The sequence below is a fragment of the Halomonas sp. genome (assembly GCF_052095765.1).
GTDB lineage: Bacteria > Pseudomonadota > Gammaproteobacteria > Pseudomonadales > Halomonadaceae > Halomonas.
In genome coordinates this window covers 61,332-77,639 of sequence record NZ_JBQDJZ010000002.1, presented here as the reverse complement: position 1 = coordinate 77,639, position 16,308 = coordinate 61,332, and the positions used below count along the sequence as shown (strand labels likewise).

General features: G+C 58.8%; 11 protein-coding genes and 1 pseudogene. 4 read left to right on the top strand and 8 right to left on the bottom strand.

The window, feature by feature from the left end; all coding sequences use genetic code 11:
• Positions 1-399: pseudogene (locus ACTH3D_RS00780) on the bottom strand (4-phosphoerythronate dehydrogenase); the annotation flags it as partial.
• Positions 400-621: 222 nt separating this feature from the next.
• Between ACTH3D_RS00780 and ACTH3D_RS00775 the strand changes: the two are divergent.
• On the top strand, positions 622-906 hold the full coding sequence (locus ACTH3D_RS00775) for a hypothetical protein (RefSeq protein WP_441664236.1): 285 nt from the start codon (positions 622-624) through the stop codon (positions 904-906).
• A gap of 29 nt (positions 907-935) precedes the next feature.
• On the opposite strand, the gene ACTH3D_RS00770 is transcribed toward ACTH3D_RS00775, so the two are convergent.
• A complete protein-coding gene (locus ACTH3D_RS00770; RefSeq protein ID WP_441664234.1) occupies positions 936-1,283 on the bottom strand; it encodes a glutaredoxin family protein in 348 nt (115 codons plus the stop codon).
• Positions 1,283-3,553 carry a bifunctional 23S rRNA (guanine(2069)-N(7))-methyltransferase RlmK/23S rRNA (guanine(2445)-N(2))-methyltransferase RlmL gene (gene rlmKL / locus ACTH3D_RS00765; protein WP_441664232.1) on the bottom strand — a complete coding sequence of 757 codons (2,271 nt, stop codon included), beginning with the start codon at positions 3,551-3,553 and terminating at the stop codon, positions 1,283-1,285. The genes ACTH3D_RS00770 and rlmKL overlap by 1 nt, the downstream gene beginning before the upstream one ends.
• A gap of 307 nt (positions 3,554-3,860) precedes the next feature.
• Between rlmKL and rmf the strand changes: the two genes are divergently transcribed.
• Positions 3,861-4,076 carry a ribosome modulation factor gene (rmf, locus tag ACTH3D_RS00760; protein ID WP_441664230.1) on the top strand — a complete coding sequence of 72 codons (216 nt, stop codon included), beginning with the start codon at positions 3,861-3,863 and terminating at the stop codon, positions 4,074-4,076.
• A gap of 103 nt (positions 4,077-4,179) precedes the next feature.
• On the opposite strand, the gene ACTH3D_RS00755 is transcribed toward rmf, so the two are convergent.
• Positions 4,180-5,196 (bottom strand): quinone-dependent dihydroorotate dehydrogenase, encoded by a 1,017-nt coding sequence (locus tag ACTH3D_RS00755; protein ID WP_441664228.1) that lies wholly within the window; start codon positions 5,194-5,196, stop codon positions 4,180-4,182.
• Positions 5,197-5,375: 179 nt separating this feature from the next.
• Between ACTH3D_RS00755 and mgtE the strand changes: the two genes are divergently transcribed.
• Complete coding sequence (gene mgtE / locus ACTH3D_RS00750; protein WP_441664226.1) at positions 5,376-6,728, top strand: magnesium transporter; 1,353 nt, start codon at positions 5,376-5,378, stop codon at positions 6,726-6,728.
• A 98-nt stretch (positions 6,729-6,826) separates the two neighbouring features.
• Here the strand turns inward: mgtE and ACTH3D_RS00745 are convergent, their stop codons facing one another.
• The 4 genes from ACTH3D_RS00745 to ACTH3D_RS00730 form a co-directional block, all read right to left on the bottom strand.
• Entirely contained in the window at positions 6,827-11,659 is a 4,833-nt protein-coding gene (locus ACTH3D_RS00745; RefSeq protein ID WP_441664224.1) for an NAD-glutamate dehydrogenase, read from the bottom strand.
• Positions 11,660-11,823: 164 nt separating this feature from the next.
• Positions 11,824-12,939 (bottom strand): tRNA (uridine(54)-C5)-methyltransferase TrmA, encoded by a 1,116-nt coding sequence (gene trmA, locus ACTH3D_RS00740; protein WP_441664222.1) that lies wholly within the window; start codon positions 12,937-12,939, stop codon positions 11,824-11,826.
• Positions 12,940-13,016: 77 nt separating this feature from the next.
• A complete protein-coding gene (murI, locus tag ACTH3D_RS00735; RefSeq protein WP_441664250.1) occupies positions 13,017-13,793 on the bottom strand; it encodes a glutamate racemase in 777 nt (258 codons plus the stop codon).
• 250 nt (positions 13,794-14,043) lie between these two features.
• Positions 14,044-14,595 carry a hemerythrin domain-containing protein gene (locus ACTH3D_RS00730; protein WP_441664220.1) on the bottom strand — a complete coding sequence of 184 codons (552 nt, stop codon included), beginning with the start codon at positions 14,593-14,595 and terminating at the stop codon, positions 14,044-14,046.
• A gap of 215 nt (positions 14,596-14,810) precedes the next feature.
• Between ACTH3D_RS00730 and ACTH3D_RS00725 the strand changes: the two genes are divergently transcribed.
• A complete protein-coding gene (locus tag ACTH3D_RS00725) occupies positions 14,811-16,172 on the top strand; it encodes a replication-associated recombination protein A (RefSeq protein WP_441664248.1) in 1,362 nt (453 codons plus the stop codon).
• The last annotated feature ends 136 nt before the right edge of the window (positions 16,173-16,308 follow it).

Below are 16,308 nucleotides of genomic sequence, written 5' to 3'. Positions count from 1 at the left end.
ATGTAACAGACGGCTGCCCACATTGCCGGCACCCACTACGCCAACACGGCGCTCGCCTAGCAGCCAACCATGGCGCTCAGCCAGTGTCAGCAGGCTGATTAGCACCTGATCGACCACCGCTTCGGCATTGCAGCCCGGCACGCTGGTAAAAGCGACACCGGCGGCCTCTAGCGCCGCCACATCAACATGATCTGTGCCGATGGTGCAGGTGCCGACAAAGCGCAGCCGTGACCGCTCAATCAGTTCCGCCGTCACCGGTGTGACTGAACGCACCACCAACGCATCTGCATCCCGGACGATACTGGCCGTGATCTCACGTCCCGGCACCCGAACCACCTCGCCCAGTGTGCCAAAGGTAGCATCGGCAGCCGGCACATTGGCATCTACCACAATACGCATGATCATGACCTCCGAAGAACGTGAAAAACGGACGTGAAAAACGGGCGTGATAAGCGAGCTTAACAACCGGACTTGCCCGCAGCCCACGAGCCCTTACAATAGCCGCTCATTGTCAGCTGTGCATCGTACAGCCATTCATCGCACAACCGTTGCTCGGATAACCACTTTTGGATGCCGGCAACGCGCCAGGGGCCAACAGTGCCATCAACGTCAGGAGCTGCCGTGATCGTCCGCTGGGAAACCGAGTATGACTATGTGCTGGTACATATTCACCAGGACATGTTTGGCGACTGGATCTTCAGCCGAGCCTGGGGGCAGATTGGCACCCAGTCCGGCGGGCTCAGGCATCAGCTGGCTGACGATCGGCAACTGGCCCAGACCTGGCTTGCCGACGAGGAAACCATTCAGGCGGCGCGGGGCTATCGTAAAGTGCTGGAAACCAACGATGACAGCCCTGAAGGCCGCGACGCCATGCACCAGCTATCGTTTCTCGACATCTCATCCTGAGCCCCGTCCTAAGGCTCAGCCAGCCTGCTTTATTTCAGGTAGCGTCGCCCTTGACGCAGGTGCGCGCCGCGCGGCTTCTCCGCCCCTGCGTCCTCTTCACAGACACCCTGGCTCACCTTCTGCCAGACGACAGCATCCAGCCAGCCGCGCTCAGCAAGCCACTCTGCCAACCGTGCAGGCTCAAAGCCACGATCCAATTCCTGGCCCTGCGTATCAACCAGCACCGGAATGCGCACAGCGTAATGCTGCATCAGTGCTTCATCGGTACTGATCTCAACGCGCTCCAGAGTGACTGGCTCGTTGGCCAACCGATCAAGCCAAGCCTCAAGGGCACTGCATAGATGACAGCCCAGGGTGGTGTAGAGTCGCAGATGCATCACTTGCTCTCGCGGTGAGAAATGACAAAGCAGTGGTGCAAGTCGGGTCGGCGCTGAAAGTCCGGATCAAAAGTGTCAGCAGAAATGTTGTCTACCGCAAACTCCTCAGCCAGGTCCGCATCCAGCACAAAACGGCGCTGGTTATTGGAAAATATCAAGGTACCGCCGGGGGCCAGCCTTGCCATGGCAAGGCGCACCAACCGTCCATGGTCGCGTTGCACATCAAGGGTGTTATCGGTCATCTTCTTGGAGTTAGAAAACGTCGGCGGATCCATAAAGATCACATCGAACTGGCTGGTGGCAGTTTCCAGCCAGCGGAAGCAGTCGTCACGCACCAGTCGATGACGCCTAGGGTCCAGGCCGTTCAGCGCAAAATTATCCTGCGCCCAGTCCAGGTAGGTGTTGGACATGTCAACACTGACGCTGTCACTGGCCCCGCTGGTTTCTGTGCCTTTTCCTGAACCCAAAGCCGCGTGCACTGTAGCCGTCGCGGTGTAGCAGAACAGGTTGAGAAAGCGTTTTCCTGCTGCCAGTTCAGCCAGCCGCCGGCGTACCGGACGATGGTCAAGAAACAGCCCGGTATCCAGGTAGTCGCGCAGGTTGACCCACAGGCGAGCTGGCCCTTCCTGCACTTCAAAGCGCTCACCGCGGCTGTCCTGGCGCTGATACTGGCCTCGCCCGCTCTGGCGCTCACGCCGCTTGATCACGATCTTGGCAGGGTCAACCTCCAGCGCATCCGGAATGACCGACAGCGCATCATGAAGGCGCCGCTGAGCCTGAGCTGCATTCACCGAGCGCGGCGCGGCATATTCCTGTACGTGAACATGATCGCCATACACATCAATGGCCAGCGCATATTCCGGCATATCTGCGTCATACAGCCGATAGCAGCTGACGCCGCTGCGTTTCAACCACTTGCGCAGCCGCCGCTGATTCTTTTCCAGACGATTCGCAAACATCTGCGCGCCTTCCGAGCGCACGGGAGGCGGCGGTGCCGCCGGTGCTGACGGCTCAGGGCGCTTCCCCCTGGCGTCCGCCGCTTGGCCCCGAGGCATACTTTCTGGCGCCGAACCAGACGCCTCTGAACCTGGCACCTGTATCAGCAGCAGGCGAGCGTTCAGCGGCCCGTTCCTCAACGAGTAGTGCTTGTAAGCCCGCATGCCAAGGCGATGACCAAGGTCCGGATTGGCGGTAAATACCGCCAAGTGCCAGCCTGGAAACGCCTCCTTCACGCGCTCACCCAGGGTGGCGTAGAGCCCAACCAACTCGGGCAACTCGCCCAGCCGCTCACCGTAAGGCGGGTTGGTCAGAATCAGCCCGTTTGCCGTCGCATCAAGTTCCGCCGGACGGCGTAACTCCCCCAGGCCGGCGCCCTCAAGCTGGATCAATGCGGGAATACCGGCGCGCATGGCGTTGGCCTTGGCAGCTGCCAGCGCCGGCGGGCTGCGATCAAAACCATATATCCGGTTACGGCAGCGCTTACGGCCAATACTGGCACGGGCTTCGGCTTCGCGCTTGAGTTCACGCCAGGCGTCAGCGTCATGGTTCGCCCAGCCGTGAAAGCCGAAACGTTCGCGCTGCAAGTTAGGCGCTCGATCAGCAGCCATCATGGCGCCTTCAATCAACAGGGTTCCCGCACCGCACAAGGGATCAACCAGCGCAGCACCCTGCTTTGCCAGTTCAGGCCAGCCCGAGCGGATCAGCAGCGCAGCAGCCAGGTTTTCCTTGAGCGGCGCATGGCCTACGTCGCGACGATAGCCGCGCCGATGCAGGCTTTCGCCAGAAAAATCGATACCCAGCGTCAACCGACCACGATGCAGGCTCGCGTAAATCACTAGGTCTGGCTGCTGCGGGTCCACATCGGGGCGCTCCTGCCCGTCGGCCTGGAGACGGTCCACTACGCCATCCTTGACCACCTGGGCGCCGAATCCGGTATGCCGGATGGCATCGCTTCTGCCGTTAAAGCCCACAGCCAGTGTGCGCCCGGGCAACAGGTGATGCCGCCAATCGATCGCGGCAGATGCAGCGCGCAGCTGCTCCGGAGTTTCAATACCGTCTTCACGCGCCAGGCACAGCACGATGCGGTTCGCCAGCCGCGACCACAGGCAAGCCCGATAAGCGACGGCCACACTGGCCTCGAAATGTACGCCGGACACGGTGGTCTTGCCCGGCGTTGCCCCCAACGCTGCCAACTCGTCTACCAGCAACAGTTCCATGCCTGTGGGGCAGGTAGCCAGAAAGGTGAATGCCGGGTGGGTCTGTGCTTGCATGATTGCCTATCTCATCGGTGAGTGCCGTCAATATCTGCTGACGGCGAATACTGTGCCACGTTCAGTTGCAATTTTCTGGTCGACAACAGACCAGCTTCTGCGCTATAGATTGTTGGGCGGCTTACAGGCAGGGCTGACACGCCCGCCGACGCACAATCTGTCAAACACGGTCCTAACGGACCATCAATCTACCAACAAGAGCTGATATCTCAACACAGAACGTCCCAGGCATGGCGAGGGCGCATGGTCAAAATTTCTGGCGCTCTCCAGCAAGTCGCAAGCTACCTAAATCACAAGAGGGTTAGCAATGAAACGACAGAAACGTGATCGCTTCCAACGGGCCTATGTCAAAGGATACAAAGCCGGCGTCACTGGCAAGTCAAGGGATGACTGCCCCAGCCAGGAGGTCAACCTGCGCGAATACTGGATGAGCGGTTGGCGTGAAGGTCGTGGTGACCAATGGTCAGGCATGACGGGTATCGCAGGAATTCATAAGAACCCCATGGTGATGCAACAACTCTGATGCTGGAATACCGGAGTGGCTAACAGCCAACACCAACAGCCTGCGCGAAAAACGACAGAGCCCATGATCCTTCATGGGCTTTTTTCATGCTTGGCTTACTGCCTCAACCCTCCCGGCTCAGTGCCCGTGCGCACTCTCCTACCAGTGCTGGCCCGCGATAGATGAAGCCAGTGTAAAGTTGAACCAGATCAGCGCCTGCGGCCCGCTTGGCCAGTGCCGCCTCACCGCTGTCGATGCCGCCAACACCGATGATTGCAATCTGCGGTAACTGTTTACGCAACGCGGCGATAACCTGGTTCGACGAGACAAAAACAGGCCGACCTGACAGCCCGCCCTGCTCGTCAGCATGGGCCTGCCCCTGCACAGCGTCACGCGAAACGGTGGTATTGGTGGCAATCGCCGCATCAATACCGTTGTCTTGTAGACTGCGTGCTACCAGCGCAACTTCTTCCTCACTCATGTCAGGCGCAATCTTCACCGCCAGCGGCACGCGGCGACCAGCACGCTGATCGAGCTGGGTATTCGCTTCACGCAACCGCCCCAGCAGCTCATCAAGCTGGGCGCCAAACTGCAGTGTTCTGAGCCCGGGCGTGTTTGGCGAGGAAATATTCACGGTGATGTAATCCGCATGGGCATGTACCTTATTTAGACACAGCAGATAGTCGTCCACCGCCTGCTCTACTGGCGTAGTCAGATTCTTGCCGATATTGATACCGACAATGCCAGCAAATTTCGCCGTGCTGACTCGCTCCACTAGATGGTCGACGCCGGCATTGTTGAATCCCATGCGGTTGATGATGGCGCCTGACCCGGGCAGACGAAACAGTCGGGGTTTCGGGTTGCCTGCCTGAGGCCTGGGCGTCACAGTGCCGACCTCGACGAAACCAAAACCAAGTGCACCCAGCGCGTCCAGATGATCGGCGTTCTTGTCCAGCCCGGCAGCCAGCCCAACACGGTTGGGAAAGCGCAGCCCCATCAGCGTGACGGGGTCATCCACCCGCTCTCCGCCAAGGCGCTTTGAAAGTCCCAGGCGATGGGCGCCATCCAGGCCCGACAAGGCCAGGGCATGAGACGTTTCTGCCTCGAGACGAAACAGCAGCGAGCGGGCTAGTGAATACATGACGACTCCGGGGCGTGACCTGGACGAGAGCAGGCCGGTCAGGATGCAGAAAATAACGCCGCCGATTATAGCGCAGCTGGTCCACCTCGACGAACCCCTCTCGGCAGGGTTCTATTACTTCACAGCAAAATTGACATATTGTGTATGACGAAACGATGGCACACGACAGGACAAACCACATGACTGAATCCACGCAAACGCTGGAAACCCGCCTCTCGTTGATCCATCAGGCCCTGGAAGCTGAACGCATTGATCAGGTCACGGAAGTATTGACCGACCTTGAGCCAGCCGAGATCGCTCTGCTACTCGAGTCGCTACCCGCTAGCGAGCGGACCAGACTGTGGGAGCAGGTTCCCCCGGAAGTCGATGGCGAGGTTCTGCTGCACGTACACGATGAGGTGCGTAGCACCCTGCTCAAGGACATGGAGCCGAGTGAAATCGTCGCAGCCACTGCCGGACTGGACACCTCTGATCTAGCAGAGCTGTTTGAGGACCTGCCCCAGCAGGTCGCCGAAGACATGCTGCTCTCCATGAACGCTCTGCAACGCTCGCGTCTGGAAGAAACCCTCGCTTTCGAAGACGGCTCTGCGGGTCGCCTGCTACGTACCGATGCCATTGTGATACGCCCAGACGTTACCCTAGAAACCGTTCAGCGCTTTCTGCGCTGGAAGGACGTGGTGCCGGATAACATTGACCGCTTGATGGTGGTCGATCGCAGCGGCAAGTTCATGGGCATTCTGTCGCTGTCGCAGCTGGTCACCAGCGACCCTGAAATGGCCGTTGCTGAGCTGATGAACAGCGAGGTGGACATCATTCAGGGAACAATGAAAGCGCGTGATGTGGCAACGCTGTTCGAAACCCACGACCTGATCTCGGCACCGGTAGTTGACGATGACGGCATTCTTATTGGCCGCATCGTAATTGATGACATGGTCGACGTCATGTTGGAAGAGTCCGAACAGGCACTGATGAGCATGGCCGGCCTTGACGAAGAGGAAGACCTGTTCGCCCCGGTTTTTTCAAGCGCCAAGCGCCGTGCTATTTGGCTCGGCATCAACCTACTCACGGCCTTTTTGGCGGCCTGGGTGATCGGTCGCTTCGAGGATGTGCTCAGCAAGGTGGTGGCACTTGCCGTGCTGATGCCGATCGTTGCCAGTATGGGCGGTATCGCCGGTAGCCAGACGCTGACGCTGGCCATTCGCGGCATGGCCCTTGGCCAGATCAGCCGTACCAACCGTGGCTGGCTACTGCGCAAGGAGGTCGGCATCGCGGCGCTTAACGGCGTGCTCTGGTCACTGGTGGTCGCCGGCCTGGCCATGCTGTGGTTCGACAGCCTGGCCATCGGTGCCATTCTTGCCGCTGCCCTGGTAATCAACATGCTGGCGGCCGGATTTGCCGGCATTGTGGTGCCTCTGACGCTCAAGCGTATGGGCGCCGACCCGGCGCTATCCGGCTCGGTGGTCCTGACCACCGTCACCGATGTCATCGGCTTCATGTCGTTTTTAGGACTGTCCACCATTTTTCTGCTCTAACGAGCCTTAGCATAGCGCCCTGTGTGACGACTCTTACCGCATAAAATAACCCCGCCGAAGCGGGGTTATTCTTGCATTATCACCATGCTATTGGTGCATCAGCCAGCACGACTGCCCTCACTCAGATCGACCAGCTCACGCACCGCCACGGCAAACAGCGGGAAGTCCGCCTGGGTTCCGCGCACTTCTTCCAGCAGACGGCACCAGCGTTCATGCATGGTTTCATGCTGGGCTAGCCAGACCTGGGTGCGCTCTGATACCTCCTGAGGACCATCCTGCATATCAAGTACACTGGCAGTAAGCGCCAGCTGCTGACGCTCGATGTCGTCACGGAAGCTTTCACGCGCCTGGGCCTGCCAGGTGTCGCTCACTTGCAACTGCGTAACCTGCTGAACTACCCAGGGCAGCTCGAGGCGCGCGCCTACTTCATAGAACACCTCGGCAACCCGCTGGGGCTTGCCGCCAGTCTGGCTGGCGACGTTGATAATACCCAGCGCAGCATACAGGCTGGTCGACGCGGCCAGCGTGGCAGCAAGCGTTTCAGGCACACCGGCCTTGATCAGCTCGTCGCGACGTGCTTGCCAACGCTCAGCATCTTCACCACGCAGGCGCTTGCCGATGCTGTCCTGCATCTGGGCCAACCGCGGCTTGAAATAATCGATGGCTTCGCTGGTGGTCATGGTGCTGCGCTGACGCAGGAACCAGCGGGTGGAACGGCGCATCATGCGCATCAGGTCAAGCATCATCGAATACTGCACGGCACTTGGCACCTGGTTGTCCAGCGCCTCGATCTGCGCCCACAGGCTGTGCAGCTGGAAACTCTGAGCCGCCACCACATAGGCACGGGCAATTTCTGCACGGGCAAAGCCGGTGGAATCCATCAGCCGGCGTACAAACACAATGCCCATGTGCTCAACCAAGTCGTTGGCCAGTTGTGTTGCTACGATTTCACGCACGAGGCGGTGCTGATACATTTCCTCGTGATAGCGCTCGGCCAGCACCTTCGGGAAGGCCCCTTCCACATAGGCCCGCACCACTGGATCATCTGGCACGTCAGAGGCCACCAGGTCATTCTTAAGCGAGCTCTTGGCGTAGGACAACAGCACAGCAAGCTCGGGCAACAGCATGCCTTGCCCTTGCTGGGCACGCTCCTGCAGCACATCGTCGCCAGGCAGAAATTCCAACTCACGGTCGACCAGGCCCGCATTTTCAAGCTCATTGATAAAGCGACGGAAAGCATCCAGATCGTTCAGCGAAGCCAGCTCGGCAAGATCCAGCGCCTGGGTCTGACGATAACTGCCAGCCAGCACCAGCTCGGACACTTCGCCGGTCATGTCTTCCAGCAGTTGGTTGCGTTGTTTCTCGGTCATGTCACCGCGGGTCACAACATCATCGATAAGGATCTTAATATTGACCTCATGGTCCGAGCAGTTCACACCGCCGGCATTATCGATAAAGTCGGTGTTGACACGCACACCTTTAGCAGCAGCCTCCATCCGCCCAAGCTGGGTCATGCCAAGGTTGCCACCCTCACCGATCACCCGCGCATTGACGTCACAGCCGTTGATGCGCAGAACGTCGTTGGCCTTATCGCCAACATCCGCGTCGCTTTCGGCGCTGCCCTTGATGTAGGTACCGATGCCACCGTTCCAAATCAGGTCCACCGAGGACTTGAGCATGGCGCGAATCAGCTCAGTGGGTGGCAGCTGACTTTGCGTGATGCCAAACACCTTCTTCATTTCAGGCGAGATAGCGATAGTCTTGGCACTGCGTGAAAACACGCCGCCGCCCTTGGAGATCAGCTCAGCGTTGAAGTCTTCCCAAGTTGAGCGCGGTGTCTCGAACAGACGTTTGCGCTCAACAAATGTCGCCGCGGCATCCGGCGTGGGATCAACGAAAATATGGATGTGGTTGAAGGCACCCACCAGACGGATATGCTCGGAACGCAGCATGCCGTTACCAAACACGTCACCGGCCATGTCACCGATACCGACCACGCTGAACTCGTCCTGCTGAGTATTCACACCTAGGCCGCGGAAGTGACGCTTTACCGACTCCCAGGCACCCGTGGCAGTAATGCCCATACCTTTATGGTCGTAGCCATGCTCGCCGCCCGAGGCAAAGGCATCGCCCAACCAGTGGCCATACTCCTCAGAAATAGCGTTGGCAATGTTGGAGAAGGTCGCGGTACCTTTATCAGCTGCCACTACCATGTAGGCGTCATCACCATCGTGGCGAACGACCTCACGAGGCGGAATGACTTTTTCGCCGTCCAGGTTATCGGTGACGTCCAACAACGCCCGGATGAATATCTGGTAACAGGCGATACCTTCTTTCTGAGTGGCATCGCGGTCTGCACCTTCCGGCATGCGCTTGCAGACAAAGCCACCCTTGGCACCGACCGGCACGATTACCGCGTTTTTGACCTGCTGTGCCTTGACCAGACCCAGCACCTCAGTCCGGAAATCCTCAAGCCGATCGGACCAGCGCAACCCGCCACGCGCCACCTTACCACCCCGTAGGTGTACACCCTCAACCCGAGGCGAACAGACAAAAATTTCATACGCCGGCAGGGGCTTGGGCATGCCCGACACCTTGGCCGGCTCAAGCTTGATGGCGATGTAATCTTTCACACAGCCTTGTTCATCATGCTGATAATAGTTGGTGCGCGAGGTGGCATTGATCAGCGCCATGAAGCGGCGCAGCATCTGGTCGTCGTTCAGGCTGGGTACCTCATCAAGCAGTGTCAGGATATGCGCTTCGCAGGCCTCCTCCGCGCCATCATCGGGGCGCTCCACAGGATTGAAGCGTAACGCGAACAGCGACACCAGCTCGCGTGTGATGTTCGGGTAGCTGCTTAGAGTGTTGGCGATATAGCTCTGCGACATGCCAAGGCCAATCTGCTTGAGATAGCGCGCATAGGTGCGCAGCATGGCCACCTCACGCCAGTCGAGGTTGGCACCAATGATCAAACGGTTAAAGGCATCATTGTCTGCCTCACCAGCCCAAATGCGCTGAAACGCCTCGATAAACGACTCGCGCATTTCCTGAAGGTTGACCTCGCTACTAGCATGATGCTCAAGGTCGAAATCGTGAATCCAGTAGGTGGTATCGCTAGCGATCACCTCATAAGGGCGTTCCCCCAGCACACGCAGACCAAGGTTTTCCATCATCGGCAGGACATCAGACAGCGGAATTCGCTGATCGCGATGGAACAGCTTCAGGTTGACACCACTGCCCTCTTCCTCGACCTGGCGATACAGCGCCAGCGCTAGCGGCTGCTGGTCTGACAGCTCACACATGTGCTGCAGGTCATACACTGCCGTGCGCGCCGCAAAGTCTTCCCGATAACTGCCCGGAAAAGCATCACGGAAGCGGTTCATCAGCTGATTGGCGCGCTCTTCCCCAAAGCCTTCGATAGCGGCATTCAACAGATCATCGCGCCAGTTGCGAGCCAGCTTCGCCATCTGCTTCTCAAGGCGCTTGATGTCGTACTCGACGGGCGCATCACCGTTGAAGCGAAGAATGAACTGGATACGCGCCAACACCGACTCCGACAGGTAGGTGTTGAAGTCACCAAAGGTGGCATCAAGCTCGTTACACAGTACATCCTGCAAGCGCAAGCGAAGCTCGGTAGAAAACACGTCTCGCGGCACAAACACCAGGCAGGAGTAGTATTTGCCGAACTTGTCCTCGCGGATGAACAGTCGCACACGGCGACGCTCGCGCAGATCTAGGATGCTCAGCGCCATGGCGGCGAGCTCCCCCTCATCGATCTGGAACAGGTCGTCCCGCGGATAGACCTCAAGGGTCTGCAGCAGCTGCTTGCCATTGTGGCCGGTAGGGCTGAAGCCGGCGCTGTCCATTACCTTGTCGATCTTGCGACGCAAGATGGGCACATGGCGCGGCGAATCGTTGTATACCGTCGAAGTAAATAGCCCCATAAAGCGGTATTCACCCGTGATGCGCCCCTGATCGTCATAGCGGTCCACGGAAATGTAGTCCGGATAGGCGGGCCGATGAACCCGTGCACGGTGCGCACTTTTGGCAAAGGACACCAGCTTGGGCACCAGCACAATCTGCTCGCCTTCTGTACCCTGGTTGGCGCGGACCCACTCACGGTAACGCGGCTGATCCAGACGGAAAACGCCAAGCTCACTGCCTTCTACCTTGTCGAGCTGCTTACCGCCAGGAGCAACCGAGTATTCGTCGTAACCTAGGAAGGTAAAGTTGTCTTCCCGCAGCCACTCCATGAACTCGATCGCTTCCTGGTGGTCCTGGGCGTCAATCTGCGCTGGGCAGTGCGATCTAAGCTCGTCAATAACCTCCTGCACCTTGCTGACCATGGGCTCGAAATCACTCACGGCAGTACGCACGTCAATCAGCACGTCCGCGATGCTAGCCTCGATATCCTCAAGCTCGCTGGGATCCGTGCGGCGATCCACCTCGACAGCAATCAACGACTCGCTGGTGCTCTGGCTGCTGCTCTCGCCGGGTGCAAGAATTCGAATCAGCTGGTTGCCGCCGTCACGTTCAACCTGTATCACAGTATTGTGGATGGCATGCACCGTCATGCCACGACGGTTAAGCTCAACGCGCACTGAATCGACAAGAAAAGGCATGTCCTTGTTCAACGCGGCAATGTAGGTGTGTGATGATTGCCAGCCGTGATTCTCGAAATCAGGGTTGATCACCCTGACCTTGGCCTCGCTCTCATCAAACTGTTGCAGGAACTGCCAAAGGGACAAGACTGCTCCGTAGAGCTCTTCCGGGTCTCTTTCGTTCAGATCCTCAACCGGCACCGAGCAGTAGAAATCTTTGGCAAAGGGTTTTACCTGATTCGCCTTTTTTTCATCCAAGCGGTTTTCTATCCGCTCACTCAGCTGTTTGAGGATATCCTCACGAGCCTCGCCACTTACAAAATCTAGCATCCTTCACCTCGACTGGCAGTGGCCGCCAGCGCGGCCAAGTCATTTTTTATTTGCGTTGGGCTGGATCAGCCAGCCTTACTCTGAGCTTACGCCAACTCTCAGTGCAAGCCCAAGGAGATGCCGATTTGCACATGATCCATAACGACCTGGCATGTATGACCCGCCTATCCGTTTTCGGCTCGGCGCGCCAGCAACACGCCACACTCAGTATGGTCTGTCCACGGAAACTGGTCGAACAGAGCAAAGCGATGGATCGCGTGTGTGCGAGTCAGCACGTCCAGGTTGGCTTCCAAGCTCTCAGGATTACAGGAAATATACACAATACGCTGATAGCCGCTCAGCAGCTCACAGCTTGCCTCATCCAGGCCTGCCCGGGGCGGGTCTACCAGCACCGTAGAAAAGTCGTAATCCTCCAGCTGCATCTCGGTGACCCGGCGCCCTTCCTTTTCTCCCCTCAGCGCTTGGGAAAACTCCTCGGCAGACATTCGCCCTATCACCACGTTGTCTATGCCGTTGGCCAGCACGTTTTCCCGGGCGCTAGCCACCGACGTACGTGAAATTTCGGTGGCCAGCACGCGCCGGAAGTTGTTTGCCAGCGCAATGGTAAAATTACCATTGCCACAGTAGAGCTCCACCAGGTCATGCGCCTGGCTGCCTGCTGTCACATCACGCGCCCAGCTGAGCATGGCCCGACAGACTTCAGCATTGGGTTGAGTAAAGCTGTTTTCGACCTGCTGATACACCAGCTCACGGCCGTCTACCTCCAGGCGCTCCCAGACATGGTCGCGGGTCAGTACGATACGCTGCTTCCGCGAACGGCCAATGATCATCACCCCAAGCGTCGCCTCCAGCCCACGGGCTTCGACTTCCCAGTCTTCCTCCAGCGGGCGGTGGTAGATCAGCGTCACCAGCAGCTCCCCGGACAGGGTGGTCAGGAAGTCCACCTGAAACAGGCGCCGCCTCAGCACCGGCCTGTCGCGGATGGCATCCATCAGACGCGGCATCAGCGCATTGATGCCCCGACTGGCGACCGCATAGCTGTCCATGCGAACCACCTGCTTCTGGGCCGGGTTCTCCGGTTCCACCTCGAACATAACGTAGTAAATGTCATCAGCGTCATGCCACACGCGAAACTCACAGCGCTGCCGGTAATGGCTGGCCGGCGAGGCAAAGACCTCCAGCTCTGGTGGCGAAAAGCGTGCAAAGCGCTCAGTGATGCTACTGCGCTTGGCAGCGAGCTGGTCGTCATAGCGTTCGGGGGCGACAACGGGAATAGCCATGGCGGCTCCTGGGAAAGACAGAGAAATCGAAACGAAGGGTGACACGTAAGATACCGGCAGAAAGTCAAAACACCTGCTCAGTCAATCAACAACGAGTAGCTGCGGCTGAAGCCATACGCCCGCAGCCCGGCAGCAAGCTCAGGAGCAGGTGCTGTGAGCCAGGCTGCTTCAGCCTCGCTACGTGGCGCGACTGCAGTCACTATCTGCCCGCAGCGACGGGCAATGGCATCGCCTGAGTCTACCCACTGCAAGGACCGGGTTAGCGCCTTGGGCAACCAGTCCATCAGCAGCGGAAAATGCGTACAACCAAGCACGACCGTGTCCAGGTCATGCTGAGCCTCCAGCGGTGCCAGCACATCTCGTAAGCAGAACATATCAGGCATTTTACCGCGTACGACCTGCTCAGCTTCAGTTACCAGCGCATCAGCCGCCACTCGGGTTACCCGACAGTTTCCGGCAAAGCTCTGAATCAAACGATCGGTGTAGGGGCGGCGCACCGTCGCACTGGTGGCCAACAGGCCAATATGGTGAGATCTACTCAACTCGGCCGCTGGTTTGATCGCCGGAACGGTGCCGATCACCGGCACCTCAAGGCGTTGGCGAAGCCGCTCTAGCGCCAGCGTGCTGGCGGTATTGCAGGCTACCACCAAGCCGACGCAACCACTCGCCCTAACAGCGGCCTCACAGACATCAACAATCCGTTTCACCAGCCAGTCATCATCACGCACGCCATAGGGAAGCATGGCGTTATCGCAGGCGTAAGCCAACGCAGCGGCAGGCAGGTGACGACGCAGAGCGGCGGCAACCGACAGCCCGCCAACGCCCGAATCAAATACCAGAATCGGGCCCGCCATCAGCGCCACACCGATATGCAGCAGGCCGGGGGTAGAGCAACCACTGAAATAGAGTCTGTGGGCAGGGGTAACGGCTGGGGCATGCAATGGCTCATTGTTTAGAGTGGCAGTACGCTTCGGAAATCCAAGGGAGATTCTACCCCAGCCGCGGGTTGTCTCGAAGCCTGCTTCAAAGGCAGTCGGAATGTCTGTGGCCTGATCCCGGCAGTACAGTCGCTATCAGCACCACAGCATCCGCATGGAACAAGGGTCACATGGCTGGTGGCTCAACACCGCGCAGATCTTCTTCAAGTGCAGGATAGACTTTCTTGAGCTGCTCGAACTGGTTGGCCGCACCTTCGGGAAGCGCCGCTGCGAAGTGTTCCATGTCCTTGTCGTCGAAGTGCTCACGCATCAATGGCACCAGATGCTCACGCTCTTCCCGCAGATAGCTCTGGTGCATTGCCAGATAGCCATCGAGGTCTGCAGCAAAACGATCCATGGGCATAACGCCGTCCATCAGTATCATGTCCAGGTCGGAAGACAGGCGCATCAACTGCTTCTTGAGCTCGCGATAGTGATCAGCCAGCAGGGTGCTGGTGCTGTCAGCCTCTGGCACCTTGTCGTGAACAAGACGGGCAAAGACCTCGTCCAGCAGCTTGGAAAAGCCGTCCATGTAATCAAGAATGTAATCGACAACTTCACGAACAAGCCGGAAATCGGGTCGTTCTCCGTCCACCAGCACCTTCTGCTTGAGCTTCAGAACATGCAACATACCTGCCATGTTGACATGGTCCTGACGAAGCTGGTTCAGCGTAGCCATACGACAACCTCCTTCAGCAATAAGCCAAGTGGCCTATATCATGAGACTCCCCGCCCTTCACCGGGTTCCCCTCTGTACAATGCAGGGTAATCCGACGACAGGGGTACAGTCTGGCACTCCTTGAAAAAACCGGGACATCCTTGGAGTTCAGGGGATCAGCCATGCACAGTGATCGAACCCTTCCCATCCTAGCAGGCTCCAGCGAGGAATCCGAAATGGACATGTTCCAGCAGGCCGCCACTGCGGACAGCGCCCCGCTGGCGTGGCGGATGCGACCACGCCAGCTGAGCGAATATATTGGTCAACGCGCCCTGGTTGGTCCGGGCAAGCCGTTGCGCCTGATGGTTGAAAGCCGCTCTCTGCACTCAATGATCCTGTGGGGGCCTCCGGGCACCGGCAAGACGACCCTGGCTGAAATCCTGGCCGCGGAGTCTGACGCTCACCTGGAGCGCTTGTCTGCTGTCATGGCCGGAGTCAAGGATATCCGCGAATCGACCGAGCGAGCTAGAGTCGCCCAGGGCCAAGGGCGCAGCACGGTGATGTTTCTCGACGAGATCCACCGCCTCAACAAGAGCCAGCAGGACGCCCTGCTGCCGCACGTGGAGTCCGGTCTGCTGACGCTGATCGGTGCCACCACTGAGAACCCCTCTTTTGAAGTCAATTCGGCACTGCTGTCCCGTGCCCGGGTCTATGTGCTCAAGTCGCTCAGCGAAGACGAGCTACTGCAAGTGCTTCAGCAAGCGCTGAACGATGCCGAGCGTGGCCTTGGCCAACGTCATATCCAGGCAGACGACAGCATATTGCAGGCACTGGCCCGGGCGGCAGCAGGCGATGCTCGACGCGCCCTGGGGCTGCTTGAAACGGCGGCAAGCTTTACCCAGCCCGACAGCCATGGCGAGCGGCTACCGCTAGAAGCACTAGCAGACGTGATCGGCCACACCGCCAGCGCCTTCGACAAGCAGGGCGATTACTACTACGACCTGCTGTCAGCCATACACAAGTCGATTCGCTCTTCGCGTACCGATGCAGCGCTGCTTTACATGGCGCGCTTCATTCAGGGCGGCGGCGACCCGCTGGACGTGGTGCGCCGCCTGGCGGCCATCGCCTCAGAAGACGTCGGCAATACCGATCCCCGCGCCCTGCCGCTGGTCATGGCCGCATGGGATGCTTACCTGCGCCTGGGCGACCATGAAGGACAGCGTGCCATTGCCCACGCACTGATCCACCTGAGTGTTGCGCCAAAGAGCAACGCCATCGAGATTGCCTGGAAGCAGGCCCAACGTTTTTCTGCCGCCCAGCCCAGTCTTGACATCCCCAACTACCTGCGTAACGCCCCCACCAAGCTGATGGAGTCACTCGGCCACGGCCACGGCTACCGCTACGCGCACAACGAGCCCAACGGCTACCCCGCGGGGAGCGTCCACGATTGCTGGCCAGAAGGCTTGCCAAAGGAGACGTTTTTCATGCCCAGCGAATACGGACATGAGCAACGCTTTAGACAGATCCAGCAGCAGCGCGCCGCACTGGACGAAGCGGCCGACCGCGGCCAGACAGACAGCAAACCCGCACCAGGCTGAGAGTTGCTGCTACAACGCCTGATACCTCTCGCCTCACAATAATGCCCCTGACAGTTTTTCCTGGCAGAGGCATTAAGGTCGTACTGGCAATGGTGCCTGAAGAACATCAAAAACGTTACGAAGGCTGCTGAGCGGT